Source organism: Streptomyces sp. NPDC046215 (assembly GCF_040646215.1).
Lineage (GTDB): Bacteria > Actinomycetota > Actinomycetes > Streptomycetales > Streptomycetaceae > Streptomyces > Streptomyces stramineus.
The window spans coordinates 1-26,138 of the sequence record NZ_JBEYZW010000094.1; the positions used below are offsets into that span (position 1 = coordinate 1).

The 26,138-nt window shown below is 74.4% G+C and carries 18 protein-coding genes; 11 read left to right on the forward strand and 7 right to left on the reverse strand.

Going from position 1 to position 26,138, the window contains the following annotated elements; translation table 11 throughout:
* Positions 1-580: 580 nt before the first annotated feature.
* The 5 genes from ABZ951_RS28715 to ABZ951_RS28735 are packed head-to-tail and all read left to right on the forward strand — an operon-like array spanning position 581 to position 7,959.
* Complete coding sequence (locus ABZ951_RS28715; protein ID WP_344096935.1) at positions 581-1,864, forward strand: AMP-binding protein; 1,284 nt, start codon at positions 581-583, stop codon at positions 1,862-1,864.
* Complete coding sequence (locus tag ABZ951_RS28720) at positions 1,861-3,144, forward strand: MFS transporter (RefSeq protein WP_361281036.1); 1,284 nt, start codon at positions 1,861-1,863, stop codon at positions 3,142-3,144. Before ABZ951_RS28715 ends, ABZ951_RS28720 begins: the two co-directional genes overlap by 4 nt.
* Positions 3,141-4,286: a GNAT family N-acetyltransferase gene (locus tag ABZ951_RS28725; protein ID WP_344096931.1), complete on the forward strand. Its 1,146-nt coding sequence runs from the start codon at positions 3,141-3,143 to the stop codon at positions 4,284-4,286. The genes ABZ951_RS28720 and ABZ951_RS28725 overlap by 4 nt, the downstream gene beginning before the upstream one ends.
* Entirely contained in the window at positions 4,283-5,443 is a 1,161-nt protein-coding gene (locus tag ABZ951_RS28730; RefSeq protein ID WP_344096928.1) for an acyl-protein synthase, read from the forward strand. Before ABZ951_RS28725 ends, ABZ951_RS28730 begins: the two co-directional genes overlap by 4 nt.
* The gene (locus tag ABZ951_RS28735) at positions 5,440-7,959 is read left to right on the forward strand and encodes an acyl-CoA reductase (protein ID WP_344096925.1); all 2,520 of its coding nucleotides are present in this window, start codon (positions 5,440-5,442) and stop codon (positions 7,957-7,959) included. The genes ABZ951_RS28730 and ABZ951_RS28735 overlap by 4 nt, the downstream gene beginning before the upstream one ends.
* A 60-nt stretch (positions 7,960-8,019) precedes the next feature.
* Here ABZ951_RS28735 and ABZ951_RS28740 read toward each other — a convergent pair whose 3' ends face one another.
* The gene (locus tag ABZ951_RS28740; protein ID WP_344096923.1) at positions 8,020-8,931 is read right to left on the reverse strand and encodes a phosphotriesterase; all 912 of its coding nucleotides are present in this window, start codon (positions 8,929-8,931) and stop codon (positions 8,020-8,022) included.
* The gene (locus ABZ951_RS28745; protein ID WP_344096921.1) at positions 8,928-9,326 is read right to left on the reverse strand and encodes a carboxymuconolactone decarboxylase family protein; all 399 of its coding nucleotides are present in this window, start codon (positions 9,324-9,326) and stop codon (positions 8,928-8,930) included. Before ABZ951_RS28745 ends, ABZ951_RS28740 begins: the two co-directional genes overlap by 4 nt.
* Before the next feature lie 87 nt (positions 9,327-9,413).
* Between ABZ951_RS28745 and ABZ951_RS28750 the strand changes: the two genes are divergently transcribed.
* Positions 9,414-9,977, forward strand: a complete 564-nt coding sequence (locus ABZ951_RS28750) for a CGNR zinc finger domain-containing protein (protein WP_344096919.1) — start codon at positions 9,414-9,416, stop codon at positions 9,975-9,977.
* Between the two features lie 18 nt (positions 9,978-9,995).
* On the opposite strand, the gene ABZ951_RS28755 is transcribed toward ABZ951_RS28750, so the two are convergent.
* Both ABZ951_RS28755 and ABZ951_RS28760 read right to left on the reverse strand, forming a co-directional pair.
* Positions 9,996-11,075, reverse strand: a complete 1,080-nt coding sequence (locus tag ABZ951_RS28755; protein ID WP_344096917.1) for a MerR family transcriptional regulator — start codon at positions 11,073-11,075, stop codon at positions 9,996-9,998.
* Positions 11,076-11,178: 103 nt separating this feature from the next.
* Positions 11,179-13,431, reverse strand: a complete 2,253-nt coding sequence (locus tag ABZ951_RS28760) for a germacradienol/geosmin synthase (protein WP_344096916.1) — start codon at positions 13,429-13,431, stop codon at positions 11,179-11,181.
* A 205-nt stretch (positions 13,432-13,636) separates the two neighbouring features.
* Here ABZ951_RS28760 and ABZ951_RS28765 point away from each other — a divergent pair, with 205 nt between their 5' ends.
* The 3 genes from ABZ951_RS28765 (at position 13,637) to ABZ951_RS28775 (ending at position 16,436) form a co-directional block, all read left to right on the forward strand.
* Positions 13,637-14,020: a DUF937 domain-containing protein gene (locus tag ABZ951_RS28765; protein ID WP_344096914.1), complete on the forward strand. Its 384-nt coding sequence runs from the start codon at positions 13,637-13,639 to the stop codon at positions 14,018-14,020.
* A 329-nt stretch (positions 14,021-14,349) separates the two neighbouring features.
* Positions 14,350-15,099 (forward strand): hypothetical protein, encoded by a 750-nt coding sequence (locus ABZ951_RS28770; protein WP_361281040.1) that lies wholly within the window; start codon positions 14,350-14,352, stop codon positions 15,097-15,099.
* A gap of 89 nt (positions 15,100-15,188) precedes the next feature.
* Positions 15,189-16,436: a HAMP domain-containing sensor histidine kinase gene (locus ABZ951_RS28775; RefSeq protein ID WP_344097770.1), complete on the forward strand. Its 1,248-nt coding sequence runs from the start codon at positions 15,189-15,191 to the stop codon at positions 16,434-16,436.
* Between the two features lie 134 nt (positions 16,437-16,570).
* Here ABZ951_RS28775 and ABZ951_RS28780 read toward each other — a convergent pair whose 3' ends face one another.
* The 3 genes from ABZ951_RS28780 to ABZ951_RS28790 are packed head-to-tail and all read right to left on the reverse strand — an operon-like array spanning position 16,571 to position 22,549.
* Positions 16,571-17,770: a cytochrome P450 gene (locus ABZ951_RS28780; protein WP_344097764.1), complete on the reverse strand. Its 1,200-nt coding sequence runs from the start codon at positions 17,768-17,770 to the stop codon at positions 16,571-16,573.
* 34 nt (positions 17,771-17,804) lie between these two features.
* Positions 17,805-21,089: a ferritin-like domain-containing protein gene (locus tag ABZ951_RS28785; protein ID WP_344097763.1), complete on the reverse strand. Its 3,285-nt coding sequence runs from the start codon at positions 21,087-21,089 to the stop codon at positions 17,805-17,807.
* Complete coding sequence (locus ABZ951_RS28790; RefSeq protein ID WP_344097761.1) at positions 21,089-22,549, reverse strand: NAD(P)/FAD-dependent oxidoreductase; 1,461 nt, start codon at positions 22,547-22,549, stop codon at positions 21,089-21,091. Before ABZ951_RS28790 ends, ABZ951_RS28785 begins: the two co-directional genes overlap by 1 nt.
* Positions 22,550-22,975: 426 nt before the next feature.
* Between ABZ951_RS28790 and ABZ951_RS28795 the strand changes: the two genes are divergently transcribed.
* Entirely contained in the window at positions 22,976-24,532 is a 1,557-nt protein-coding gene (locus tag ABZ951_RS28795; protein ID WP_344097768.1) for an FAD-dependent oxidoreductase, read from the forward strand.
* Between the two features lie 153 nt (positions 24,533-24,685).
* A partial coding sequence (locus ABZ951_RS28800) for an alpha/beta fold hydrolase (protein WP_361281042.1) occupies positions 24,686-26,138 on the forward strand: 1,453 nt, incomplete at its 3' end.

Here is a 26,138-nt window from a genome sequence, read left to right on the forward strand (position 1 = left end):
GCGGGGGGGGGTGGGGGGGGTCCCCCCCGGGGGGGGGGCGGTCACACCACGCGCGCGCGGGTGTTCTGGGCCCCGCCCCCCCCACAAACCCCCCCGTCCGGGGGCGCTTCCTGGGGGCACCCCCAGCGGTAGCCGGGGGAGATTGAGGACGCGCCCGCAGGGCGCTCTCTCGTGTACCCAGGTCATAGGGATAACTCCCGGCGGAAGTTTATTCAGCGCCCAGCCGAGCAGCTGGCGCAGCGGTCGAGAAAAATCCCCGGCGTCCGCGGACCGGCCCCCCTTCCGGCCATTCTCGCCCCGTAGGGGCGGGGCGCGCCGCCTGGGGAGATGTGAACGATCCGGTTCCGACACACCGTTATATCACTGCTGTTTCCAGCCATCCGAACCCGCCGGAACGCAACCGATTTTGCGGTACGTTCTGCCGTGTTCCATGATTGTGAACGTGCGTCAGGTGTGACACCGAGGCAACACCAGGGTCCTGGTACCCGTCGTTCAGCATTCAACAGGCAGGAGTGGGTTCGGATCCCGCCATGCCCGGAACTCCTTACCCCCCTATCCCTCGTATTCAAGGCAAGGCCGCATGCCCGTCCAGCAGCTATCGGACCTCATACGTTTCGCCCGTGAGCACTCCCCGTACTACCGGAATCTCTACGCATCCTTGACGCCGGATGCGAACTCCCTCACCGATCTTCCCGTGGTCGACCAGGGCGAGTTCTGGGCGGCCAACACGCTCCAGGACAATCAGGTGCTGACCGCGCCGCTCACCGAAGCGGCCGTCTACAAGACCGGCGGCACCACCGGCGCCCCGAAATTCTCCTGCTATACCCGGGAAGAATGGCGAGAGTTCACCACCGCTTTCGGTCAGGGACTTCTCGAAGCGGGCCTCCGTCCCGGTCACCGGGTGGCGGACCTGTTTTATGCCGGAGAGCTGTACGCCAGCTTCATTTTCATCCTCGACTCGCTCGCCAACGCCCCGGTCGAGAACGTCCGGCTGCCCATCGGCGGCGGCGCACCGCTCGAATCGACGGCTCCCACCCTCCGCGACTTCGAGGCCCAGGTGATCGCGGGCACGCCCACCACCCTGTGCCGCCTCGCCGAGTACCTCATCTCCCGCGGCGAGCAGCTCCCCTCCGTGGAACTGCTGTTCTTTGGCGGCGAGGCGCTCTTCTCCGACCAGCGCCGGCTCCTGGCGGGCGCCTTCCCCAACGCCGAGCCCCGCTCGCTCGGTTACGCCAGCGTCGACGCCGGACTGCTCGGCTGCCCGGTGCCCGGCCCGGACCCGCGGGTGCACCGCGCGTTCACCCCGCACTCCGTCGTGGAGATCCTCGACGAGACCACCGGTGAGCCCATCGTCGAGGCCGGCCGCCCCGGACGCGTCGTGGTGACCAGCCTCTTCCGCCGCCTCATGCCGATCATCCGCTACCCCGCCGGTGACCGCGCGGAGTGGACCGACCCCGAGGCCGGGCACTTCCGCATCCTCGGCCGCGCCGAGGAAGGCGTGCGCGTCGGCCCCGTGTCGCTCTACTCGCAGGACGCGCAGAACGCCGTCGCCGAGGCCGACACCGACGGCCGCATCATGGGCATGCAGCTCGTGGTCCGCCGCTGGGACGGCAAGGACGGACTCGTCCTCCGCCTGGCCACCGCGCCCGGCGACACCGCCACCGGCACGGACGCCGACGGCCTGGACGTCCTCGCCAAGGAGGTCGTCGAGGCGCTGTACACGGCCCGGCCGCTGTACCCCGACAGCGTGGCCACCGGCTTCGTCCACCCGCTGGAGGTCGCGTGGGTCCGCCACCGCGACCTCGTCGTCAACCCCCGCTCGGGCAAGCTCGTCCGCGTCATCGACGAGAGGCCCACCGCATGACCACCCCGATACCGGCCGCGGGCCGCCGGCTGCCCCTCGTCCTGCGCAACACGGCCTTCGGGCGCGTCTGGCTGGGCCAGGTCCTCACGCAGGCCGCGGTCCGCATGTTCCAGGTCGGCGTCTCCTGGTGGCTCGTCGCCTACGCCGTCAGCGGCGGCAACGGCCTGGCCTCCGGTCTGTTCATGGCGGTCAGCACCCTGCCCGCCGTCGCGCTCGCCCCCTTCGTCGCCCGGGCCGTCGCCCGCTTCGCGCACCGCTCGCTGCTGCGCGCGGCGGCGGGCACCGCGGGCGTGGCCGCCACGGCCCTGGCCGTCTGGGCCTACACCAGCGGCCTGCCGCTGCCGGCCGCCTACGCCGCCACCCTGGCCCTGGCCACCTGCCAGGCGTTCTTCGACCCCTGCCTGACCACCTCGGTTCCCGAACTCGTCGACGACGAGGACATCGAGGCGGCCACCGGGTTCGAGCTCTCCACCCAGTCGCTGGCGAGCCTGGGCGGCGCGCTGCTCGGCGCCCTGATCGTCGACCGTGCCGGAGTGGCCGGCCTCGCCGTCGGCTGCGCGGCCGCCTACGTGAGCGCCGCGGCGCTCATCGCGACCGTGCGGTTCCGCACCCCGGACACCGGCGCGGACGGCGGCGCGGGCGAGAGCGAGCGGCGGACGCTGCGTCAGGTCCTGGCCGGCCTGCCCTACGTCCGCAGGATCCTGATCAGCTTCACCGCCGCCAACCTCTTCACCACCGCGGTCTTCGTCGTCATCCCGCTCTACACCAAGTCGGTGCTGCACGGCGGGGGCGGCACCGTCGCCCTGCTGGAGGCCTCGCTCGGCGCGGGCACCCTCGTCGGCTCCTTCACCGGCGCCCGCGTCCCCGGCCGGCCCACCGTCGTCGGCGCGGCCTGCCTGGGCGCGATGGCCGTGGCCCTCGGCGTCCCCGGCCTGGTCGGCGAGCGGCCCGTCATCGCCGGCTGCCTGGCCGTCGCCGGCTGGTCCGTCGGCGTCATCGGCGTCCGCTTCGTGGCCCTCTTCCAGCGGCTCGTCCCCGCGGGCGACAAGCCCGCGTTCTTCGCCGTCATGCAGGCCGTGCTGGGCGCGACCTTCCCCGTCGCCTCCCTGCTGTTCGGCCTGCTGGGCGACCACCTGTCCGTCCAGACGCTGTGCCTGATCCAGGCGGCCGGACTGGTGCCCGCCGCCTGCGCGCTGGCACTCCTGCGCGAACCCGCGCCCGAGCCGCCGGCCGCCGCCGGCAGCCCCCGCGTCATGGAGGCCGTGGGAGGCGGGCGATGACCGCCGTCCTGGAACGGGCGACACCCTCCGACATCGCGGACCTGCGCCAGCTCTACTACGCCGTCTACGGGCCGCACTACCCCACGGCCCTGGGCACCGACCCGGCCGAGATGTCCCGGCTCATCGAGGACCCGGACACCCTCTGGCTCGTCGCCCGCTGCCCGGACACCGACGGCCTCGCCGGCTCGGCGGCGATCCACAGCGAGGCGGGCAGCCGCATCGGCCGCCTCGAAGGGCTCGCCGTCCACCCCGGCCAGCGCGGCACGGGCCTGGCCGGGCGGCTCACCGAGGCGCTGTGCGCGCGGACCCTGGACGCCGGCCGGCTCGACTCCGTGTACGCCACCGTCCGCACCGTCAGCGCGGGCCCGCAGCGCGTCGTGACGCGCAACGGCTTCCGGCCCATGGGCATCCTCCCCAACGCCGTGGACGTCAGCTGCCGGGAGAGCCTCGCGCTCTACGCGCGTCACTCGGCCGGGGTGCTGGAGCGCCGCCACCCCGTCACCGAGGTCCCCGCCCCGCTGGCACCGCTGCTGCGCAACCTTGAGACGAGCCTGGGCATCAGCTACGCGCACACCCTCCCCACCGCCCCGTCGCCCGCCCCGCCCAGGGCGCCGGCGGGCCGGCTGGAGATGATCGAGGCCCCGGCGTTCGTCCGCCGCCGCTTCCACGAGCGGTTCCCCGACAGCGACCAGTGGTTCTACCCGCTGCACACCCCCAACGCGCTGCTGACCCCCGACGACGGCCACTTCGAGGTCTACGCCTACCTCAACCGCACCGGCGGCTACTGCGCGCTGGTCGCCGGCCACCCCGACCCGAGCGCGGCCGCCGCCTGGCTGGAACCGATCACCCGGACCCTCACCCGGGCCGGCGCGGGCTACGTGGAGAGCCTGGTGCCGCTCGCCCACCACAGCGCGCTCTCCGCCTTCCTCGCCCAGGGGTTCATCGCCAGTGCCCTCTACCCGGCGATGCGCCGGGAGAGCGACGGCTTCCACGACTACGTGGTGATGACCCGCACCACCGAACAGATCGACTTCCGGGGCGTGGTCGTCGACAAGCCCCTCCAGCCCTACATGGATTCCTACGTGGCGGCGTGGGCGTCGACGTACCTGCCCGCCCCGCCCGCACCCGAGGTTGTCTCATGACCCCCGTGAACCCCCACCTGGCCCCGATCAGCGTCCCCGACCCGGGGCTGCTGCCCCGGGTCCAGGAACTCTGCGACCTGACCGACCCCTACGCGGCCGGCCCCGCCGAGGACGAGTTGTTCGCCGCCGCCATGGCCGAGATCAACGCCTGGCACCGGGACCGCTCCCCCTTCTTCCGCTCGCTCCACGACGCCACCGGGCCGGGCGGCGACGCCTTCCGCACCCCGCTCGTGCACGCGAACTTCTTCAAGCGCCACGAAGTCCTCTCCATCCCCCGGGACGACGTCGACCTGCACCTGACGTCCTCGGGCACCACCGGCCAGAAGTCCCAGATGTTCTTCGACCGGTGGACCATCCGCTCCGCCCAGCGCATGGTCGCCCGCATCTTCGAGCGCAACGGCTGGATCACCCCCGAGCAGGACGTCAACTACCTGCTCTACAGCTACGAGCCCGCCCGGGACCTCAACCTCGGCACCTCCTTCACCGACAACTACCTGTGCGACTTCGCTCCGGCCCGCCAGGTCGAGTACGCCCTGCGCGCCACCGGCAACGGCCACGAGTTCGACCCCTTCGGCTGCGTCGCGGCCCTGCGCCGCTTCGCCCAGGAGGACGCGCCCGTACGCATCCTGGGCTTCCCGGCGTTCCTCTACTTCACCCTGGAGCGGATGCGCGCCATGGGCCTCGCGCCCCTGCGCCTGCCCGAGGGCTCCCTGGTGATCCTCGGCGGCGGCTGGAAGGGCAACGCCGACCGGCAGATCGCCAAGCACGACCTGTACGCCCGGGTCACCGAACAGCTCGGCATCCCCTCCGAGCGGATCCGCGACACCTTCGGCTCCGTCGAGCACTGCATCCCCTACATCGAGTGCGACCGGCACAACCTGCACGCACCGGTCTGGTCACGGATCTCCGTGCGCTCCACCCGCACCCTCGAAGCCCTCCCGTACGGCGAGAAGGGCTACCTGCACCTGGTGTCGCCGTACATCACCTCCGTGCCGGCGCAGAGCGTCGTCATGGGGGACCTGGCCTCCGTGCAGCCGGGGAGCGCCTGCGGCTGCGGGCTGGCCACCGACTGGTTCACCGTCCACGGCAGGGCCGGGGTGAGCCGCAACCGCAGCTGTGCCGTCGCCGCCGCCGAACTGATGAAGGGAATGTCATGACCGTGACCACCGAGAACGACCGGCACCACTACTGGCAGGGCGCCTTCATCGGCGACGAGGAGGCCGAGCGCCGCCTGGCCGGCCTGCCCGCCGCCGTCGAGGCCGCGCTCGCCGCGCCCCTGGACACCGAGACCGTGCTGGCCGCCTGCGACCAGCTCGCCGCCGCCCTCTCCGACCCGGCCCACCCGGTGCACGGCCGCATGGCCGCACACCTCCCCGCCGGGGAGGACGCCGGCCTGCTCGCCGAACTCGCCGCGTTCCTGGGCCGCGACGCGCTCACCCGCAAGCTCCGCCGCGAACTGGGCGGCACCGCGCCCCAGCGCCTGACCCGCCCCGACGCCAAGGAAACCGTCTACGAGGCGTGGGCGCCGGTCGGCCTCGTCGCCCACATCGCCCCGGGCAACGCCGCCACCGTCGCGCCCCTCAGCCTCGTCGAGGGCCTGCTGGCAGGCAACGTCAACATCCTCAAGACCAGCAGCGGCGACACCCTCCTCGCCCAGCACCTGCTCGCCGAACTCGCCGCGCTGGACCCCACCGGGGCCCTCGCCGAGCGCATCGTCGTCCTGCGCTTCTCCTCCTCCCGCCAGGAGTGGCTGCGCCTGATGTGCGCCCCCGCCGACGCCGTCGCCGTCTGGGGCGGCGAGGCCGCCGTCGAAGGCGTCGCCGCCCATGTGCCGGCCGGCTGCCGCCTGGTGGAGTGGGGGCACAAGATCTCCTTCGCCTACCTCACCCGGGACGCCTGGCAGGACCCGAAGGCCCTGGAAGCCCTGGCGGCCGACGTCTGCGTCTTCGAACAGCAGGCGTGCTCCAGCCCGCAGGTCGTCTACCTCGACACCGAGGACACCGACGAGGTCTTCGCCTTCGCGGAGCGCTTCGCCGCCGTCCTCGCCGCCGTGCCCCCGGCCCAGGGAGCGGGAGCGGAGGCCCTCGACCCCGCCGAGGAGGCCGAGCTCACCACCACCGAGCTGATCGCCCGCCTGGAGGAGCACCTCGGTCTGACGCGCGTCCTGGCGGCCCCCGACGGCTCCTGGCGCGTGCTGGCCGACACCCGGCCCGCCCTGACCGCCTCCCCGCTGCACCGCACCGTGTGGGTCAAGCCGCTGCCCCGCAAGCAGCTGATCCCCACCCTGCGCCCCATGCGCCGCTACCTGCAGACGGCGGGCCTCGCGGGCAGCCGGGCGGACATCGCCGAGCTGTCCGGCACGGTCCTGGCCGCGGGCGCCACCCGGGTCACCCCGCTCGGCGCCATGACGGCCGGCTACTCCGGCGAACCGCACGACGGCGTCTACGCCCTCCAGCGCTACAGCCGCCGCGTCGCCGTCCAGGCCGACGAGCGCTTCACCACGACCGCCTGCCTCGACGACCTGGCCCGCCCGGTGGAGTTCCCCGCGCCCACCGGACCCCTGGTGGACAAGACGGACGTCCAGCAGCTCAACCACCACGTCGACCGCCGCGACGCCGAGCTGTACTTCCGCAGCGGCGGCAGCACCGGCAGCCCCGCCCTGTCCCTCTTCAGCTACGACGACTACGACACCCAGATGCACGCCGCCGCCCGCGGCCTGCAGGCCGCCGGCTACGACCCGGCCCACGACCGCACCGCCAACCTCTTCTTCTGCGGCGGCATGTACGGCAGCTTCATCAGCTTCTTCTCCATCCTGGAGCGGCTGGGCGGCGTGCAGATGCCGATAGCGGCGGGCACCGATCACCGGGCCACGGCCGAGATGCTGGTGGCCTACGAGGTCGACACCCTCTTCGGCATGCCGTCCTACTTGTGGCAGCTGCTGCACGAGGAGGGCGACCGGCTGCGCGCCTACGGCGGCATCCGGAAGATCTTCTACGGCGGTGAGCACTTCACCGACGAACAGCGCCGCACCCTGACCGAGACCTTCGGCATCGAGGTCATCCGCTCCATCACCTACGGCAGCACCGACCTGGGCCCCCTGGGCTACCAGTGCGCCGAGAGCGACGGCAGCGTCCACCACCTCCACGCCGACCTCCACACCCTGGAGATCCTCGACGTCGGCGCCGACCGGCCGGTGGAGCCGGGCGAGACCGGCCGGCTGGTGTTCACCACCCGCGCCCGGCGCGGGCAGAGCCTCGGCCGCTACGTCATCGGCGACCTCGGCCGCGCCCTGCCCGGCCGCTGCCCCTGCGGCAGCCACGCGCCGCGCTTTGAACTGCTCGGGCGGCTCGGCGACGTGATGCGGGTGGGGACGTTCTTCCTCAACTACCGCCGGTTCGTGGCCATCGCCGGGGAGGAGCTGCGGCACAGCGGCGAGCTCCAGGTCGTCCTGTCGGGCGGCGGAGCGCGCGAGGAGCTGACCCTGCGCATGGAGCGCTCCGCCGACCTCCGGCTGCCGGAGGCCCGCGCCGTGTTCCTGACCGCCTATCCGGAGCTGCGGACGGCCGTGGAGGAGCGGCTGCTCGACTTCTCCGTCGAGGCGGTGGACGGAGCCGACCTGGACCGCACCCCGGCCAGCGGCAAGCTGCGGACGGTCGTCGACACGCGGCGGTAGCACGGCGCCCGGTGCGGCGGGGCGGGGGCGCGGTGACGGCGTCCCCGCCCCGCCCGCATGTCAGGGTGGGGGCGGCCAGTCGGCCGCGAAGGCGCGGGCCGGGTTGTCCACGAAGGCCGCGCGGGCGAACTCCTCGCCCAGCTCGCGCGCCAGCGCCCGGCGCAGCGTGCCCACCAGGTACGGCAGGCCCGGCCCGCCGCCCGTGGCCGCGCGGGCGCCCGCCGTGGTGGTGTCGCCGCCGAGGAGCACCCGGTCGGTGTGACCGGCCTCCGCGAGGGCCGTGAGCGCGTCGAAGAGCCGCCAGTCGGTGGCGTGGTGGGCGCGCGAGGGCCCGTCGAAGGCCAGGAACGCGCCCGCCTCCGCCGCCCGCAGGTGGACGCGGGTGTCGGGCGAGCGGCCCAGGTGGCCGAGGAGGACCCGGCCGGGCGGCACGTCCAGCTCCCCGCACAGCAGCTCCAAGGCGTCCAGGGCGCCCGTGCCCAGTTCCAGGTGGACCGCGATCGGGGCGCCGGTCGTGTGGTGCGCCCGGGCCGCGGCGGCCATCGTGTGCCGGGCGTGGGCGTCGAGCCCGTGGAAGCCCCCGGCGACCTTGATCAGGCCGGCCCGGACCGGAGCCGTCGTCAGGTCCGCGACGAACGCGGCGGCGAGCCGGTCCCGCACCCGCTCCAGCTGCTGCGCCGTGTAGTGCACGGCCTGGTGCAGGCCCGTCGCGGCCACCAGGTGGACCCCGGTGGCCCGCGCCAGCGCGGCGAGGTCCTTCCGCCGCCGTCCCATCCCGCGCGGGGTCCACTGCACCACCGCGCCGCCCCCGAGCTCGCGGAAGGCCAGCAGTTCGCGCGCGGCGGCCTCCGGGTCGTCGAGCTCCTGGCCGGGCAGCAGGGGACTGCGGAGGAAGAGGTGGTCGTGAGCGTCGCAGACGCCCAGCTGTTCGGCGGGGACGTCCCCGAGCACGGTCCGGACAGCGGCGGTCACGGGGCCGGCACCTCCTCCGCCAGGGCGGCGGCCGCGACGCGCAGCCCGGCCAGGGCCTTGGGCACGCCGATGTAGGGGGCCAGGTGGACGAACACCTCGACGGTCTCCTGTGCCGTCAGCCCCACCCGCAGCCCGGTCCTGACGTGGCCGGCGAGCTGCGGCTCCACTCCGCCGAGCGCGGTGAGCGCGGCCAGGTTGGCGATCTGCCGGTCGCGCAGCGACAGCCCCTCGCGCTGGTAGGTGCCGCCGAAGAGGCTGGTGACGATCCAGTCGGGAAAGCCGGGCGCGAGGGCCTCCAGACCGGGCAGCGTCGCCTCCCGCGTCGCCCGGTCCTGGAGCGCTTCCAGCAGCCGGTAGCCCTCCTCGCGGTCGAGCCGCGCCTCCCGCAGTTCCATGCCGTTCCCTCCCGTTGACGAGCCCTCACACGTAACGCTTCACCCGTTACAAGATCACTGTAACGGGTGAAGCGTTACGATGGCGCCGTGACCGACGATGAAAAACTGGCCTTTCGCTTCGACTGCGGTGCCACCTGGCTCAACCTCCTCGCAACGCGAGGCCGGAGCTTCAGCGCGCGCCCGGTCGAGCGCCTCACCACGCCGGACCGGCTGGGGGAGTGGCTGGAGCGCAGCGAACTGTCCCCGCTCGCGGCCCCCCTGGAGGCCGACGTGCACCAGGCGCGGGAACTCCGGGAGACCCTGCGCCCGCTGGCCCTCGCCGTCACGGCCGGGGAGCCCCCGCCGCCCGGCCCCGCCGCCGAGCTGACCCGTTTCCTCGACGCCGCCCCCGACCCCGTGCGCCTGGTGCTCACCGGCCGGCTGCTGCGGGAGGCCCCGCCCACGGCCCGCGCCGCCCTCGCCCGCATCGCCCGGCAGGCCGTCGACCACCTCACGGGCACCGAACGGCACACCCTCGCCGTCTGCCCCGAGCACGACTGCCGGGGCGTCTTCACCAACCCCACGGGCCGCCGCCGCTGGTGCCCCTCGCCCGCCTGCGCGAGCCGCGGCCGCGTCCGCGCCCTGCGCGAGCGCCGCCGCGCCGCGGGCTGACCGCCGCGGGCGCCCGGGTCAGCGCACGTACTCCAGGGCGACCGGCATGACCAGCGTGGTGAAGCTGCCCTGGTCCGCGGAGCGCACCACGACCGGGGTCGTCACCGAGGCGATCTCCAGCAGGACATCGGGGCCGACGCTCGTCTCCAGCGCCGCGGCCAGCACGGCCGGATCGAAACCGATGAGCGGCGCCGGCCCGTCCTGACAGATCGCCGGCAGGACGGTGGCGGCGGTGCCCCCGTGCGGAGCGACGGTGACCTCGTCCCGGCCGAACGCCAGGGTGACGGCGGGGGTCTCGCCGAAGGCGCCGGCCGCGTCGCGCAGTGCCGTGCGGCTCACGATCACCCGGTGCGCGGGCGGGGCCATGGCGGCGAGCACCTCGCGGTACATGGGGAACTCGCCCGCCATGGTGGGCAGTTCGCGGGCCCCCGCCGCACTGGTCAGGCGGCAGCCGTCCGGGCCGGTTTCCAGGGTCACCTCGGCGGAGCGCGCCGCCCACTGGCCGAGTTCGACGAGCGCGTCGGCGGGCACCAGGACCGCGGCGGGCGGCCCGGCCGGCTCCAGCGGCTGCAGGACACGGACCGACAGGCGGTAGCGGTCGGTCGCCACCAGCCGGACCTCGCCCTCGTCGGCCTCGACGAGCACGCAGCCGAGGACCGGGTACTCGGCGTCCGGCGCCGCGGCGGGAACCACCTGGCGTATCGCGCCGGCCAGCTCCGCGCCGCTGAGCCGCACCCGGGCGGGGGCGTCCTCGGGGGTGCCGGAGAGGGCCCGCAAGGCTGCCGCGACCGCCGCCCGCGCGGCCTCCGTCCGCTCCCGCATCCGGCCGAGGTGCAGCTCCAGGACCTCGCGGCCCGTCTCCTCGGGGCCGTCGAGCACCAGCGCGACCTCGGCCAGCGGCAGGCCCGCCTCCCGCAGGCTCCCCAGCAGCCGGGCGCGGGCCTCCTGGCCGGGGCTGTAGGAGCGGTATCCGGTGGCCGCGTCGACCCGGGCGGGCCGGAGGATGCGGCAGTCGTCGTAGAAGCGCAGGGCGGAGGGCGCGATGCCGACCCGCCGTGCGAAGGTGCTGATGCTCACAAGGGATGTGCTGTCGTCCATGGCCGCGATTGTGGACGTTCAGCCGGCTTGAAGGTCAATGCGCGCCGCAGTGACCCCGGCCGGTGCCTGCGGCGGCCCCACCGCGGGCACCGGCCGGGGAGGGTCAGCCGACGGCGCTGTGCGCCCCCGCCGGGCGCGGCCGGAGCAGGGTGGCGAGCCGGGCGGCGGAGGTGCCCAGGCCCGTCAGGGTGCCCACGGCGGGCGCCGGCGGCGCGTGGTGGCGCAGCAGGTCGGCCTCCTTATACCGGTGGCAGTCGCGGTGCCAGGTGTGGATCCCGGAGATCCAGTTCTTCAGGTCGTCCGCGTAGCCCTCCAGCCCGGCCGCGGCGGCGTCGTCCAGGCCGAACTCCTGGATGAGGATGGGCAGCTGGGTGCCGACGACGTGCTCGAACTCCCGCATCCGGGAGTCCATCAGGTCGTCGACGATGGCCAGCGCCTCCAGGCGCCCGCAGTCGAAGAAGTTCTCGGTGACGAGAACGATGTTGTGGACCTCGCCCTCGAACTGGATCTCCTTCTGGTACGAGAAGACGTCATTGAGCATGGTGGCGAAGTCGATCGCCGCGTTCTCCATGGCCTGGACCGGCCGGGTCCGGTAGATCTCCGGCGGCACGGCGTCCCCCCGGCCGATCTGGCACAGGAGCTTGGTGAGGTCCGAGCCGAAGGTCTTGCGGCGCATCTCGATGTAGTCGACGGGCTCGGGGATCCGGTTCTGGTGCTGGTTGTCCAGCTCCCACAGCCAGCTCTCGATCATGTCTTCGACGGCGCGGCGGAACCGGCGGCGCTGATCGGCCGTCATGGGGGCGGCTGTGCGGGCCCACAGGTCGGCCAGGGCGCGCTCCATCACGTGCTCCGCGGGCGGTGTCGCCCCGAGATCCAGCGGCATGAAGAGCGGCAGCCGCGCGTTGAGGGCCTTCGCGGCGCCCATGTCGGGGGTGCGGCCGAAGGCGAGGGGGTAGTAGTCGTCGCCGTAGGTGCCCCAGGTGAGCCAGTCCGCCGACTGGTCGAGGGCGTCGGCGGTGCCGGTGGGGTCGAGGCCGGCGGAGCAGAGGGTGAAGTCGTAATCCCTCAGCTTGCCTTCGTCCCACACTCCGGAACCCGCGAGCGCCGGGTCCGGAGCGAGCATCCCCATGCGGTGGCCCCAGGCGAGGTTGTGCCGGCGGGACGCCTCCAGGTGGGGGTTGAGCGTCGTCGCGTACGGGATGCGGAAGTCCGGCAGGGGCAGCGGGCCCACCGCCTGGAAGGGGACGTGGGTGAAGCTCCGGAGCCGGCGGGGCGCCGACGCCACCAGCGAGGGCACCAGGCGCGCCGCCGACGTGCCCAGCCCGAGCGGGCCCGCGAGCGCCGGGGCGCGGGAGGCGGCGCCCGAGGCACCGTTCATGTACCGGCTGGAGCGCATGTGCCACTCGTGGCCGCCGGACTGCCAGTCCTGAAGCCCCTTGACGTAGGCGAAGACATCGGCCCACGCCCCCGGATCCAGGCCGTGCTCCACCAGGACCGGCTCGACCTCGGTGAGCGCGGTGTGCTCGAACTGCTGCAGGCGCGCGGTGAGGAGGTCGTTGACGGCGTCGGCCGCCTCCTGGGTGCCGCAGCCGAGGAACTTCTCCAGGACCAGCACCGCGTTGGCGAGCTCGCCCTCGCTCTCCGTCTCGCGCTGGTACGAGAAGAGGTCGTTGCGCAGGTGCACCCCGTCGGAGAAGGTGTCCTTCAGGACCCGCATCGGGCGGCTGGCCGCGATGACGGCCGGCACCTCGGCGCCCGCCGCGTGCTCCACCAGATTGGCGGACCAGGGGGCGCCGCCCACCTTGCGGCGCATCTCGATGTATTCGAGGGGGTTGGAGACCCGGCCCTCGTTGATGTTGGACAGCTCCCACAGGGACTCTTCCAGCAGGTGCCGGGTGCTCTCGTGGAAGCGGCGGCGGAAGTCCTCCGACATCCCGGGCACCGTGCGGGCCCAGAGATCGGCGAGGCCCGCCTCCACCTGGTTGGTCGGCTCCTCGGGGGTGTCCGTGGGGTGGACGGGCATGAAGGCCGGCAGCCGGTCGAGGTAGGCCTTCGCGCCGGTCATGTCACCGCTGCGCTTGAAGATGTCCAGGAAGTGGTCGTCGAAGAAGAACACCCAGACGTACCAGTCGGTGACCAGGTCGAGCTCCGGGCCGTCGGCGTCGGGGTGGGTGTAGGCGCACAGCAGCGCGTAGTCGTGAGCGTCGAACTCCGCTTCGTCCCAGATTCCGGAGCCCTCGATCATCCGCATGCCGCGCGCCCACGCCTTGGAGTGCTCGCGGGCACGCTCGACGTGGGGGTTCAGCCGTGCCGGGTACGGCATGTAGAAATCGGGAAGTTCAAAGGGTTGCGACATGGTCCTTCACGCTAGTTCGCGGGCCCCTCACCCATAGATCGTGAAGTCGTATTTCCGCTCAAAGGGGTGAATGCGGGCCCCTGGCCGGTTAACGATCTTCCGGGCCGGAGCGGTATGGGGGACACGGGCCCCGCGGCCGTCCCCCGGGGCGGCCGGCGCACGCCTTCGCGTGCCGGGGATCCGCGTGCGCACATAAGGTCGGCCCATGGGAGATGAAGCGCTGAAGAAGGACGTACTCGACGAGCTCGGCGACGACCGGATCGAGGAGCTCGCCAGGGAGCTCGGCACCGACGCCGAGGGCGCCAGGCGGGCGGTGGAGGCCACCGTCGACTCCCTGCCCGAGGAGCTCACGGCGCCCGCGCGGGCCCCGGCGGGCGCGACCGGCTCCGGCGGCCTCGGGGGCGGTCTCGGCGGCGGGCTGATGTCCGGGGTCATCGGCAGGATCACCGCACCGGTGGCCGAAGCCGTCGCCAGGAGGACGGGCCTGCCGGCCGCCTCCGTGGCCCGCGCGCTGGAACTGCTGCTCCCGGTGGTCGTCTCCACCATCGCCCGGCGCAGGAAGCGTCAGTCCGCGTCCGACGGCTCGTGACGGCGGCGCCCCGGGGCGGCGCGGTTCCCGGCCGGCCCGCGCCGCGCGGTTCCCGGGGAGCCCGGGGGCCTGGCGCGCGTCCGCACCGCCGGGCCGCCTGCCGCTGAGGCACGACCGCGGCGCCGCGTCCGGTGCGCGGCGGGACAGCCGGAGGGCCTGCTCACAGGCCCTCCGCAGCGCGCCGGTGCGCGTGCCGGGCCCCGCGGCCGTCCCGCCGGCTCCGATCGCCCGGGGAGAGCATTCGCATAACATCGACGTGTGTGCCGGCCCCGCGAAGGGGCCCGCCGACCCGCCGCACGACACCTGCCGCACGACATGGGAACCCCGCAGTGCCCCGACCCGCCCGCCTTCCGGCCGACCCCACCGGGCCGCCCCGCCCCACCGCGTCCCTCCGGCGCGCCGCGGGGGCGCTCGGGGCCGCTGGCCTGCTGGCGGCGGTGGCCGGGTGCGGCACCCCGGGCGAGCCGGTCGGCGCGGGCCGGGCGACCCCCGCCGCGGCCCCCTCGCCGCTGTGGCCCGACCGGACACCGGCCCCGGCCCCCACCGGGGAGCAGCACAACGACGTCACCTCCACGCGCGTCCCCGGCGTCCCGGCGGTCCCCTCCGGCGACGTGCGCGACATCGACCCCCTGACCGTGGTCAAGGCCGAGGTAGCCGCCCACCGCCGCGACGTCACCGGCGCGGACGGGCTCGACGAGGCCACGGCGGCCAAGGTCGTCGCGTGCACCCGCGAGGAGCGGGACTGCCCGGTCCGCTCACCCGTCTACCGGGACCTCACCGGCGACGGACACGAGGATATGGTCGTCGGCATCGACATGGCGGACCACTTCCTGTCGCTGCGCTGCTACACGGTCGTCAAGGGCGAGCTCACCCGCATCATGGCGGCGATCGTCCAGCCCTCCTCCATCGAGGTGGCGGGCCGCGAACTGATCGTCTGGGAGCCCTCGACCACCCCCCACTACGCCGTCCGCTCGGTCTACGCCTGGGACGCGCACCGCCGCTATATGGAGCTCCAGAGCGACGAGATCCGCCGCACCGACACCACGCCGGCGCCCCGCCCGCCGGAGCGCCGCAGGTGACCGCCTGGCCGCGCCGCACCCGACCCCGGCTGCGCGAGCTCTCCCGGTTCGGCTCCCTGTACGGGAAGTTCACGCTGTTCCTGGCCGTCATGTGCTGTGTCGTCGCCGCGGTGCTCGGCACCCTCGTGCACGTCATCGTCACCCGGCAGACCGTCGATCAGGCCCGCACCCAGGCGCTCTCGCGGCTCGACGCCGCCGCCCGCGCCTACGCCGCCGGTGACCCGATGCACCGTCAGGCCGTGCTCAACCCGCCGGGGCTGCCGGAGGAGCTCCGCGAGATGGCGCTGCGCGGGCGGCGCGGCACCGCGCTCGGCGACGACCGGGGCATCGCCACCATGTGGGCCGCGGGCCCCGCCGACGGCGGGGTGCTGGCCGCCCGCTTCGACTACCGCCACAGCGCCGACACCATCGAGGGCCTCGACCGCGCCATCATCGGCTCCTCCGCCCTCGCCATCGGCGGCACCCTGCTCGTCGGGGTGTTCGCCGTCTCCCGGGTGACCCGCCGCCTGCACCGCACCGCGGACGTGGCCCGCCGCATCAGCGCGGGCGACCTCGACGCCCGGGTCGCCGACCCCCGCACCGCCGACCCCTCCAAGCCCCAGGACGAGGTGGCCGCCGTCGCCGCCGCCCTCGACGCCATGGCGGGAACCCTCCAGGCCCGGCTGCAGAACGAGCAGCGCTTCACCGCCGACGTCGCCCACGAGCTGCGCACCCCGCTCGCCGGGCTGCAGGCAGCGGCGGACCTGCTGCCGCCGGGCCGCCCCACCGAGCTCGTCCAGGACCGGGTGCACGCCCTGCGCCGCCTCACCGAGGACCTCCTGGAGATCTCCCGCCTGGACACGCTGACGGAACAGCCCGATCTCGACGCCCACCAGCTGGGGCAGCTCGCCGAACGGGCGGTACGGGCCCTGCGGGCCTCCGGGCTGGAGGCGGAGGTGAACGTCGTGCGGGACGCGTGCGTGGAGACCGACCGGCGCCGCCTGGAGCGGGTGCTGAGCAACCTCCTCGCCAACGCGCACCGGCACGGCCGCCCGCCGGTGACCGTGACCGTCGACGGGCCGGTGATCTCCGTCCGCGACCACGGCGACGGCTACCCCGCCTACCTCCTCGAACGCGGCCCGCAGCGCTTCCGCACCGAACCCACCACGACCGGCAACAAGGGCCACGGCCTGGGCCTGACGATCGCCATCGGCCAGGCCCGGATCATCGGCGCGGAGCTGACGTTCGCCGACGCGGCGGGCGGCGGCGCCCTCGCGACCCTGAGGTTGCCGGAGCTTACTGACGACCCCGATACCAGCCCGTCCGGGGGCACCTCCTGGGGGCACCCCCAGCGGTAGCTGGGGGAGTTAGCCGGGGGAGCTTGAGGACGCGCCCGCAGGGCGCTCGCCGCCGCAGGCGGCAACGACGGACGCGCCGCAGGCCGCAGGCGGCAACGACGGCCCGCAGCCGAAGACGTACCCCCGGCCGCGGTTCACCGCGTCCGCACCATCATCCGCGCCGGCCCGTGGAACACCAGATCCTCCGCGAAGCGCACCGGCTCGGCCGACAGGGCGAGGCGGGGCAGGCCGGACAGGAGGGCCGTGAGGCCGATCTCCGCTTCGGCGCGGGCCAGCGCGGCGCCCACGCAGTAGTGGCTGCCCATGCCGAAGCCGCTGTGACGGAGCGTGTCGCGGGTGAGGTCCAGGCGGTCGGGATCGGGGAACCACGCGGGGTCGCGGTTGGCCGAGCCCAGGACCAGGACGACGCGGCTGTCGCGCGGAACGGTGTGCCCGCCCAGCCGGTCCTCCGCCGCGGACCGCCGCGTGACCATCTGCACCGGCGCGTCGTAACGGATCAGCTCCTCCACCGCGTTCGCCATGAGCTCCGGCCGCGCGCGCAGGGCCGCGAGCTGCGCGGGGTGGGCGAACAGGGCGAGCAGCCCCTTGCACAGCAGGTTGGTCGTCGTCTCATGACCGGCTGTCAGCAGGTGGACGCACGTGCCCACCAGGGTGTCGTCGTCCACCCCCGCCGCCCCGGCGTGCTCCAGCATCGTGCCGATGAGATCCGCGCCGAACGCCGGCCGTGCCCGGCGCCGGGCCAGCTCCGCGCGGAAGTAGCGGTCCAGCTCCCGGGCCGCCGCGTCCGCCACGGCGAAGCCGTCGGCCCGGCGGGCGACACGGGAGCCGGTCGCCTGCTGGAGGTCCACCGCGCGGGCCCGGAACCACGCCCGGTCCTGCGGCGGCACGCCCAGCAGTTCGCTGATGACGAGCAGCGGGAAGGGCGCGGCCAGCCGGTCCACGAGGTCGGCCTCGCGCTCCTCGGCCAGCGCGGTGACCAGGGAATCGGCGAGCTGCCGGATGCGCGGGCGCAGCGTCTCCACGATGCGCGGGGTGAAGCTCTTGGCCACCAGCGCCCGCACCCGGGTGTGGCGAGGCGGGTCCATGAAGACCATCCAGGCGGCCGTGGTCCGCTTCAGGTGCGGGCAGCCGGGCGGGATGCCGGCCGGCTGCGGCCCGCGGACGTAGCGGCGGTCGCCCAGGACGCGTGCCACGTCGCGGTGGCGGAAGACGTACCAGGAGCCGTCCGGGCCGAGGTGGACGGGGTCGCCCTCGCGGAAGCGGCGGTAGTAGGGGTAGGGGTCGGCCAGGGGGACGTCCGCCGTGCGGAACGGGCCCGGTGCGGGAGGGGTCATCGCGGGCCTCCCGTGCCCGCACGCCGACGGGCCCTCATGCGTCCTCCGCCCGGCGGAAGAAGTCGGCGTAGAACGCCATCATGTCGCCGACCTGCGCGGGCACGGGGCCACAGGCGCGCGCCCGCGCGGCGAGGTGCGCGAAGCGCAGGGCGAGGGAGCGGCGTGCCACATCGGGGCGCGGGCAGGCGGCCGGCAGCACGTCCAGCTCGAACGTCGGCCCCGCCGTCCGGCCGCGCCACCCCGAGTCCATCGTGACGAGCTGTTCCGCGAGCGGGCGCATCATGCCCGTCATCACGTCGATGGAGGCGTTCATCAGCTTCGAGCGCCGCAGGCTGGCGTCCGGGCTCTCGCCGAAGTGCTGGGCCATCAGCTGGAGCATCATGTGGTACGCCTGGTTGAACAGCCCGGCCACCGCCCGCGCCCCGGGGTCGGTGATCGCGGTGCACGCCCCGTCGCCGGCCCTCAGCGTCGGGTTGCGCAGCACCGGGTAGGCGGGGCTCCAGGGCACCGGCACCCCGCAGGGGCCCGGCACCCGCTCGGTGGTCAGCAGCTCGCCGATCCGCAGGAACGTCCTGAAGTGTGACATCTCCGGGGTGGTGCCGTCGCACGGCTCGGTCCTCTCCGCGGTTCCGCCCTCGCCCTGCTCGGTGATGAGGTCCACGGCGAACAGGGCGCTGGCGAGGTCGTCGACCTCCAGCTGGTAGTCGGGGTGGGCGGCGTTGACCGACTCCCGCAGGAACAGGTGGTGCTCGCCGCCGCCGCGCCCCTTCTCCACCAGGAACAGGTCCGGGACGCGCCGCAGCCCCTCGCGCACTCCCGCGTACAGCTCGCTGACCGAACTCCAGGTGAAGCCCTCCGGCCGGTCGGGCGCGGCAGGGGGATCGCGCCGGATCTCCGGGGTGAGCGCCGCGGGCTGTTCGATGGCGATGTAGCGCTGCACGCTGCCGGCGCTCAGCGGCTCCAGCGCGAAGTCCAGCGGCACCGGCAGCTCGTGGCCGATCGTGGCGAAGTCGAGCACCGGGATGTGGAACGGCTCGCCCATCGCCATGATGATGTTGTTCACCAGCAGGAAGTGGATCATTTCCTCGCGGGCCACGGTCAGCAGGCTGCCCCGCATCCCGTCGTCCAGCGTCGTCCCGCCCCCGCCGCACGCGAGCTCCAGCTGCCGCGCCGTCCACCGGCCACGGCGTACGTACTCCCGCCCGGCGCCGTGGGCGGGCACGGAGAACGCCGCGTACAGGTACTGGAGCATCACCGCCAGCTCCAGGGCGGCCGCCTGCTTCAGCACCGCCCACAGCTCGCCCCGGGTGGTGATCGCCGGCGCCGTCGCCGCGGGGCCGGGCGCGAAGACCGGTGGGCGGGTGCGGGCCTGGAGGTTGCGCAGGTAGGCCAGCAGCAACCGGGCCTTGGGGTCCGACAGGTCGCGGCTCGGCGGCATGTAGTAGGTCTTCGCCCGGTTGGCCGGATCGCACATCTGCCAGACCAGCTCGGCGTAGGTCTCCACCTTGCAGCGGTCGGTGAGGCTGAAGACCTCCGAGCGCATGAACGACGAGGTGTGCTCGTAGTACGCGAAGATCTCCCGCCGCAGCAGGTCGAAGTCCACGTCCTCGCGGGGGACGTCGTCCAGGTGCCAGTCGTCGGGCAGGACGCGCACGGCCAGCGCACCGGCCCCCGCCCAGTAGCCGAGGGCGTCCTCGTCGTCGTACGCCGCCCGTGCCGAGCCGGGCGCGCGGGGGTCGACGGGCGGCCCGTCGGCCGGGCCGGCGGTGAGCAGGACGCGGCAGGTGCCCGCCCGCTCGCCGCGCAGGGTGAGCAGCCCGTGCCCGTGCTCGTCGGTCGCCACCACGCACGTGGCGGCGTAGGGCCCCGTGCCGCGGGTGCCGAGGACCACCGCGTCGTCGCAGCGCGCCCCGGGCCCGCCGGCCGTTTCGTCGCCCGGCAGGGCGCGGGGGTTGAAGTACTGCCGCACATAGACCGCACCGACCTCGCCGCAGCTCGCCGGGCGGCCGCGCACGTAGGCGCGCACCGGCACCTCCACGGCGTGGTCGGCACCGCGCGCCGGGTCGCGGTGGTGCAGGACCAGGAGCGCGTCGTCCGACTGGATGTTGATCTCCCGCTCGACCGCCAGGGTCACGGGCGGTCCTGACGCGCCGGTGCCCGTCAGCCGCAGCGCCTGCTCCCCGGCCTCCTGCCAGCCGCTCTCGGCGGGCACGGTGACGATCCCGCACGTCGCATCGGAGGGGTAGGCGCCCGCCGGCACCCGGGCGATCAGCCGGTCCGTGCCGGCCGTGCGCAGCTCCAGCGGTCCGGTGCACAGGGGCGGGCCGAGCCGGTGCAGCGGGCCGGGGCCCCGCCGGGGGGCCCGGGAGGCGTAGGGCACCGCGGAGAGCATGTTGAACACGGCGTGCCCCTGGGCCACCCGCACGGTCAGGTGGTGCAGCGGGGCGCCCGGAAGCGGGACCAGCAGCCGCCCCGCCGGGTAGGTGCGCAGCTCCCGCGCGTACCAGGGGGCGACCGTGCCCCGCACCCGCCACAGGGCGGGCGCGTCCGGGACGCGGGGCGAGGCCATGTTGTCCAGCGCCAGCTGGACCACGACGCCCTCCGCGCCGGCCTCCAGGGCGGCGCGGAGGGCCCTGACGGCGGGGGAGCGGCCCGCTTTCGGGAGCATGTCGAGTTCGTCCCGCTCGACCACGAACTGGTGGACCGCGCAGTAGCGCAGCTGCGGGGCCAGGACGTGGTCGCCGACGTCCCGGATGCGGCCGAAATCGACCCAGCGCGGCGGGTGCAGGCCGTGCACGCCGCCGGTGAACAGATAGCCGCCGTCGTGCGAGCGGCCGCGCCGGCCGAGGCCGAACCGCCCGACCATCAGCGCCGTCGTCCAGCGGGAGGCCGGGTCGACGTCGAGGACGCGGGCGCGGTTGACGGTGGTGCGCAGGTAGGGGTTGTAGTGGCCCCAGACGTCGACGCTCGTGCCGATGACGGGGTCGGGGAGGCTGTCGCCGGGGCCGGACCCGCCGTCCGGGGTCTCGGTGCGGATGACCCGGGCGTCCATGAGGAAGTGCCCGTTGCCGTCGAAGTTCCAGCCCGCCGCGGCGCTGAACTCGCCTTCCGCGTCCGGCCGGCCGTCGCTCCCGAAGCGCGGACCGCGCCGGTGCAGGAAGTCGCGGTAGCCGGTGGCGGGCCGGTCCAGCGGGTAGGGGCCGTCGTCGGTCAGCGCCCGGTTGGCGGCGAGGTCGATCAGCCCGCAGCGCGGGCCGGTCGGCAGCCGGGTCGTGGCGACGCCGGCGAAGTGCAGCCGCGGCAGGTCGAACACGCTCATCAGACGGCCTCCGCCGGGTCGGGGCGGCCCGGCAGGGCGGGGGTCCTGCGGCCGGCTCCGAAGCGGGTGAGGTCCCCGACCGCCCCGAGGGCGGATTCGACGGCCCCCTCGATCCACGCCGGGGCCGACGAGCAGTGCTCACCGGCGAAGAACAGCCGGTGCACCGGCCGGGCCGCGCGGGCCCGCTCGGCCTCGCACGCGGCGGGGCTCTTGCCCCAGCGCGTGGCGCACCCGACGCTCCACGGCGAGCCGTCGCCCCAGGCGGTGCTGACGGCGCCCAGCACCATCCCGGGCCGCAGCAGTTCGGGGTGGAGCGCGCCGAGCTCCTCCAGGACGAGGCGGTGCCGGCGGCGCGCGGGCATCCGGCCGAGCCGGGCGGCTTCCTCCCCGATCGTGTAGCTGGCCAGCAGCGTGGCCCCGCGCCCCGGCATGCCGTCCACGGGCGGGTAGTAGGTCTGCCGGATGCGCCCGCCGGTGGACGAGGCGCCGCCCTCGATGCCGTACGCCCGCCAGAACGGCTCCCTGCAGTGGAAGGCCACCTTGGTGGCCGGGCAGTAGTCGACGTCGTCCAGCACCGCCAGCTTGTCGGCGTCGAACCCCCTCAGGTCCAGGTGGCGCAGCGAGGGGAAGGGCAGCGCGCAGACGGCGAAGTCGGCCTGGCGCACGCTCGTCCGCAGCCCGGTGCGGACCCGGACCAGCACGTCGTCCCGCCGCACCTCGACGCCCACGACCCGGTGGCCGCGCCGCACCGGGCCCCGCAGCCGCTCGGCCAGGCGGCGCGGGAGCCGGTCCATGCCGCCGTGCAGCCGCAGCAGCGCCGGGCTGGTCTCGGTGAGGATGTCGTCCAGGAAGCTGTTGAGCCGCCCGCTGCACCCCGCGCGCAGTTCCGGGTGCGCGGAGAAGAGCGAGTGGAGGTTGACGCGGTCCCCGGCGGCGCCGCGCAGGTGCGGCAGCAGATCGACGTGCGCGACCAGGTCGAGGAGCTGGCGGCGCAGATCCGCGCGGAGCGCCTCGCGCAGGTCGGGCGGGGCGATGGCGTCGACGATGGCCGTCAGCCACGCCCCGAACACCGTGACCTCGTGGCTGTGGGGCAGACCGGGCCGGTGGATTTCCAGGTCGCGCCGGAAGGACTCGCACAGGGGCCGGGCCGCGTCGCGGACGCGCGTGAACCCGGCGGCGGTCCGCAGATACGCGTTTTCCTCCGACAACAGGGTGCTGAACGGGCGGAGCTCCCCGTCGAGCCCCAGCAGCCGGACATAAGCGAGCGTGTGCCGGTGCCGGTCGGGAATGCGCATCGCGCCCAGTTCCACACTGGGCGCGCCGTATCCGGGGCCGAAGCGGTGGGTGTGCACCCGCCCGCCGACGCGCGGGCGGGCCTCCAGGACCTCTACGCGGTGACCGCGCCGTTCCAGCTCGTACGCCGCTACGAGCCCCGCCATTCCGGCGCCGAGCACGAGCACGTTAGCTCCGCCCGTCCGAGCCTCTTTCCGTTCATGAACATGCCAGTCCGACGCGGAGTCAAACATGGAATACCCACCCCCCGATGGAACCCGGAAATTCCGCTTCGGCTTGCACCGTTCCACGCATTTCCGGGTCTGAAGTAAGAATGTTTCAGGACTTCGGGAAATGCAACGCCAATTACCGGCGGCGGCGTTGAACTGCGTATCGGTGATACGCATATCAGCGATGGAGTAAGAGCGGCCTGTCCGGTCGGATACGGACTTTCGTGCGCCCCGCAATCGCTCCCGCGGCCCCCGTGCGCGCCGCCCGCGCGCTCCGCACCCCGGATGACACCCCGCCCACGGGAATACGCCGGGTGCGCACGGTAAGGAAAGGGAGGCTCGCCGGGACGCGGGCACGAGGCGAGGGAGACGTCGGTGAGCGCCATGAGGAACGCGCGGGATGTCGTGGTCATCGGGGCGGGACCGACCGGCCTGACGCTGGCCGTGGCCCTGCGCCGCTACGGCCTGGACACCGTGGTGGTCGAGAAGGAGCCGGGCACCAAGCGCGAACCACGGGCCGGCGTCATCTGGCAGCGCGCCCTGGAAGCGCTGCGCGACCTCGGCTGCGCGGACGCGCTCACGCGCCACGGGCTGCCCCTGAGCCGGGCCGAGTTCCACGTCCGCGGACGCCTGGCCGGAATCCAGGAGATGCGCATGCCCGACACGGCGTTCCCCGGCCCGCTGTCCATCGAGCAGGACGCCGTCGAGAAACTGCTGCACGACCGCCTCCGGCACCTGGGCCCGGACGTCCAGTGGTCCACCGAAGCCCTGGCCGTGCGGACCGGCGAGGACGGCGCCGAGGTCGACCTGCGCGGCCCCGACGGCCGGACCCGCACGATCGGCTGCCGGTGGGTCGTCGGCTGCGAGGGCGCGCACAGCGTCGTCCGCAAGTCGCTGGGCGTCCCCTTCGAAGGGGAACGGCGCCACGACCTCCAGTGCCTGCAGCTCAACGCCGCGCCCGGCTGGAGCCACCCCGGCCACCCCGACGTCACCCGCATCTTCATCAACCTCGGGGTCACCCTGATCACCACCCCCGTGCCCGGCGGCGGCGTGCGCTTCTACGCCTTCCTCCCCGATCCCGACCCCGGGCTTGGGGAACCGCCGAGCCCGCGGGAGATGGAGGCCGTGGTCGCCGCGGCGACCGGCGAACCCTCCGTCCGCCTCACCCCGACGGCTCCCGGCTGGGCGAACCGGTCCCGCTTCCACGACCGCGTCGCGGCCACCCTGCGCCGGGACCGGGCACTGCTCGCCGGGGACAGCGCCCACCTGTGGGCACCCATCGGCGGCCGCGGCCTCAACACCGGCCTGCTCGGCGCCCACAACCTCGGCTGGAAACTCGCCGCCGTCCACCGCGGCTGGAGCCCCGCCACCCTGCTCGACACCTACAGCGACGAGCAGCGCCGCACGGCACTGCACGTCATGCGGGCCATGCGCCGGAACGTCCTGGAGCTGCCCCCGGACCGCCGCACCCTCGCCGCGATCGCCCTGCTCCTCCCGCCCGCGCTGCGCAGCGCCCGCCTCGAACACCGGGGCAACATGCTCCTCAGCGAACTCGCCCGCGATCACCGCGGGAGCGCACTGTCCGCCGGCCGGCACACCCGCGGCGGGCCCCGCCCGGGGGACAGGCTGCCGGACCTGGCCGTCACCAGCGAGACGGGCCCCGGCCGCCTGCACGACCTGCTCTCGTACCAGCGCTGGTCGCTGGTGCTCGTCGGGGGCCCGGACGGCCCGGGCACCGCCGCGCTCCGGAAGCTGACGGACCGCTACGCGCTGCCGATCGGCCTGTTCCACGTCACCCCGCACCCGCGAGGGCGGCGGGCCCTGCCGGACGGCACTCTGCTGCTCACCCGCCCCGACGGCCACATCGGCCTGCGGGCCCGGGCGACGGACCACCGGGCGCTGAAGGCGTACCTGGACCGGTGGTCGGTGCGGCGTGCCTGAGACGGCCCGAGCCGTGGTTGTGGCCGTAGGCCGGACCGCGGACTGCGGGGGCCGGGGGGCCCGCCGCCGTCGGGGCACCCCTCCGGGTGTCCTCGTCACCCGGACGGCCGCCTCGGAAAGCCCCGGGTCGGGCGGCGATCTAGCGTCCGTGACATGACGTCAGCGCCGCGCCGCCCCCGCCCCTTCCGTCGCTCCCGCATCGCCGCCAAGGTCTCGTTGCCGCTCGCCGCCGCCGTGCTCGCGCCCGGACTCACCGGGTGCGCCGGGTCCGACCGGGTCGCCGGCGAGCCCGCCCTCGCCCCCTACTACGCGCAGGACATCACCTGGAAGCCCTGCGCCGAGGAGAAGGACAAGGAGGTCAGAGCCGAGACGGAGCGGGCCGGCGCCACGGCCGAATGCGGCCGGCTCGCCGTCCCCGTCAGCTACGCGGACCTCAAGAAGGGCGACCTGCGGCTCGCCCTCATGCGCTACCGCACCAAGGGCCAGGACGGGCGGAAGGGCTCCCTCGTGGTCAACTTCGGCGGGCCGGGCACGTCCGGCCTGGCCCGGCTCACCGCCTACGGGCCCGACGGGCTCGGCAACGCCGCGACGCGCTACGACCTCGTCACCTTCGACCCCCGCGGCGTCGGCGCCAGCTCCCCGGTGCGCTGCGGCAGCGGCCTGGCGGAACTCCGGCACGGCCCCGGCGCGTCCCCGGCCGGAAGGGACGGCACGGCCGCCTACGCCGAGGCCCAGGGAAAGGCGTTCACGACGTGCCGGACCACCCCGGGCCCGGTCCTCCCGCACGTCGGCACCGTCAACACCGCCCGCGACCTGGACGTGCTGCGCGCGGCCCTGGACGAGGACAAGCTCCACTACCTGGGCTTCTCCTACGGCAGCCGGCTCGGCGCGGTCTACGCCCACCACTTCCCCCGCAACGTCGGCCGGATGGTCATGGACGGCGTCGACGCGCCGGTCCGCGACCCCAAGGGCGCGGCGCTCGCCCGGACCGCGGCCTACCACAAGGCGCTGCGCCACGCGGTGGAGACGTGCACCGCGAAGGGGGACGAGGACTGCATGCTCGGCTCGGACCCCGACGCGGCCATGGCGGACGTGGAGCGGGCCTTCGACGGCCTCGACGACGAGCCCCTGGCCTGGCCCGGCGGCGGCACGCTCGACCGGGCGCGGGCCGTCGCCCAGACCATGGCCCTGCTGCGGTCCCGCGAGGGCCTGCCCGAGACGCAGAACCTGCTGGCCGCCATCGTCTACGGCGTCCGCCCGGGGGAGTCGGCGACCATGGCCCGGGAAGCGGCCGACCAGGCCGCGGGCAGGAGCCCCGACGGGACGTACGACAACTCCGGGGAGGCGATGACCGCGATCGACTGCGCCGACACCGCGACCCGCTACACCGCCGACCAGGTCGCCGACGCCTATGAGGAGTTCGTCGAGGCGTCGCCGGTGTTCGGCCCGTCCATGGTCACGGGCATGGCCGCCTGCACCGGCTGGCCGCTGCGCGGCGACGACGCCTCCCGTGACGTCAGGGCCGTCGGCGCCCCGAAGATCCTGATGCACACCGGCGAGTACGACCCGGCGACCCCCGTCCGGTGGCTGACGGCGATGGCCCGCG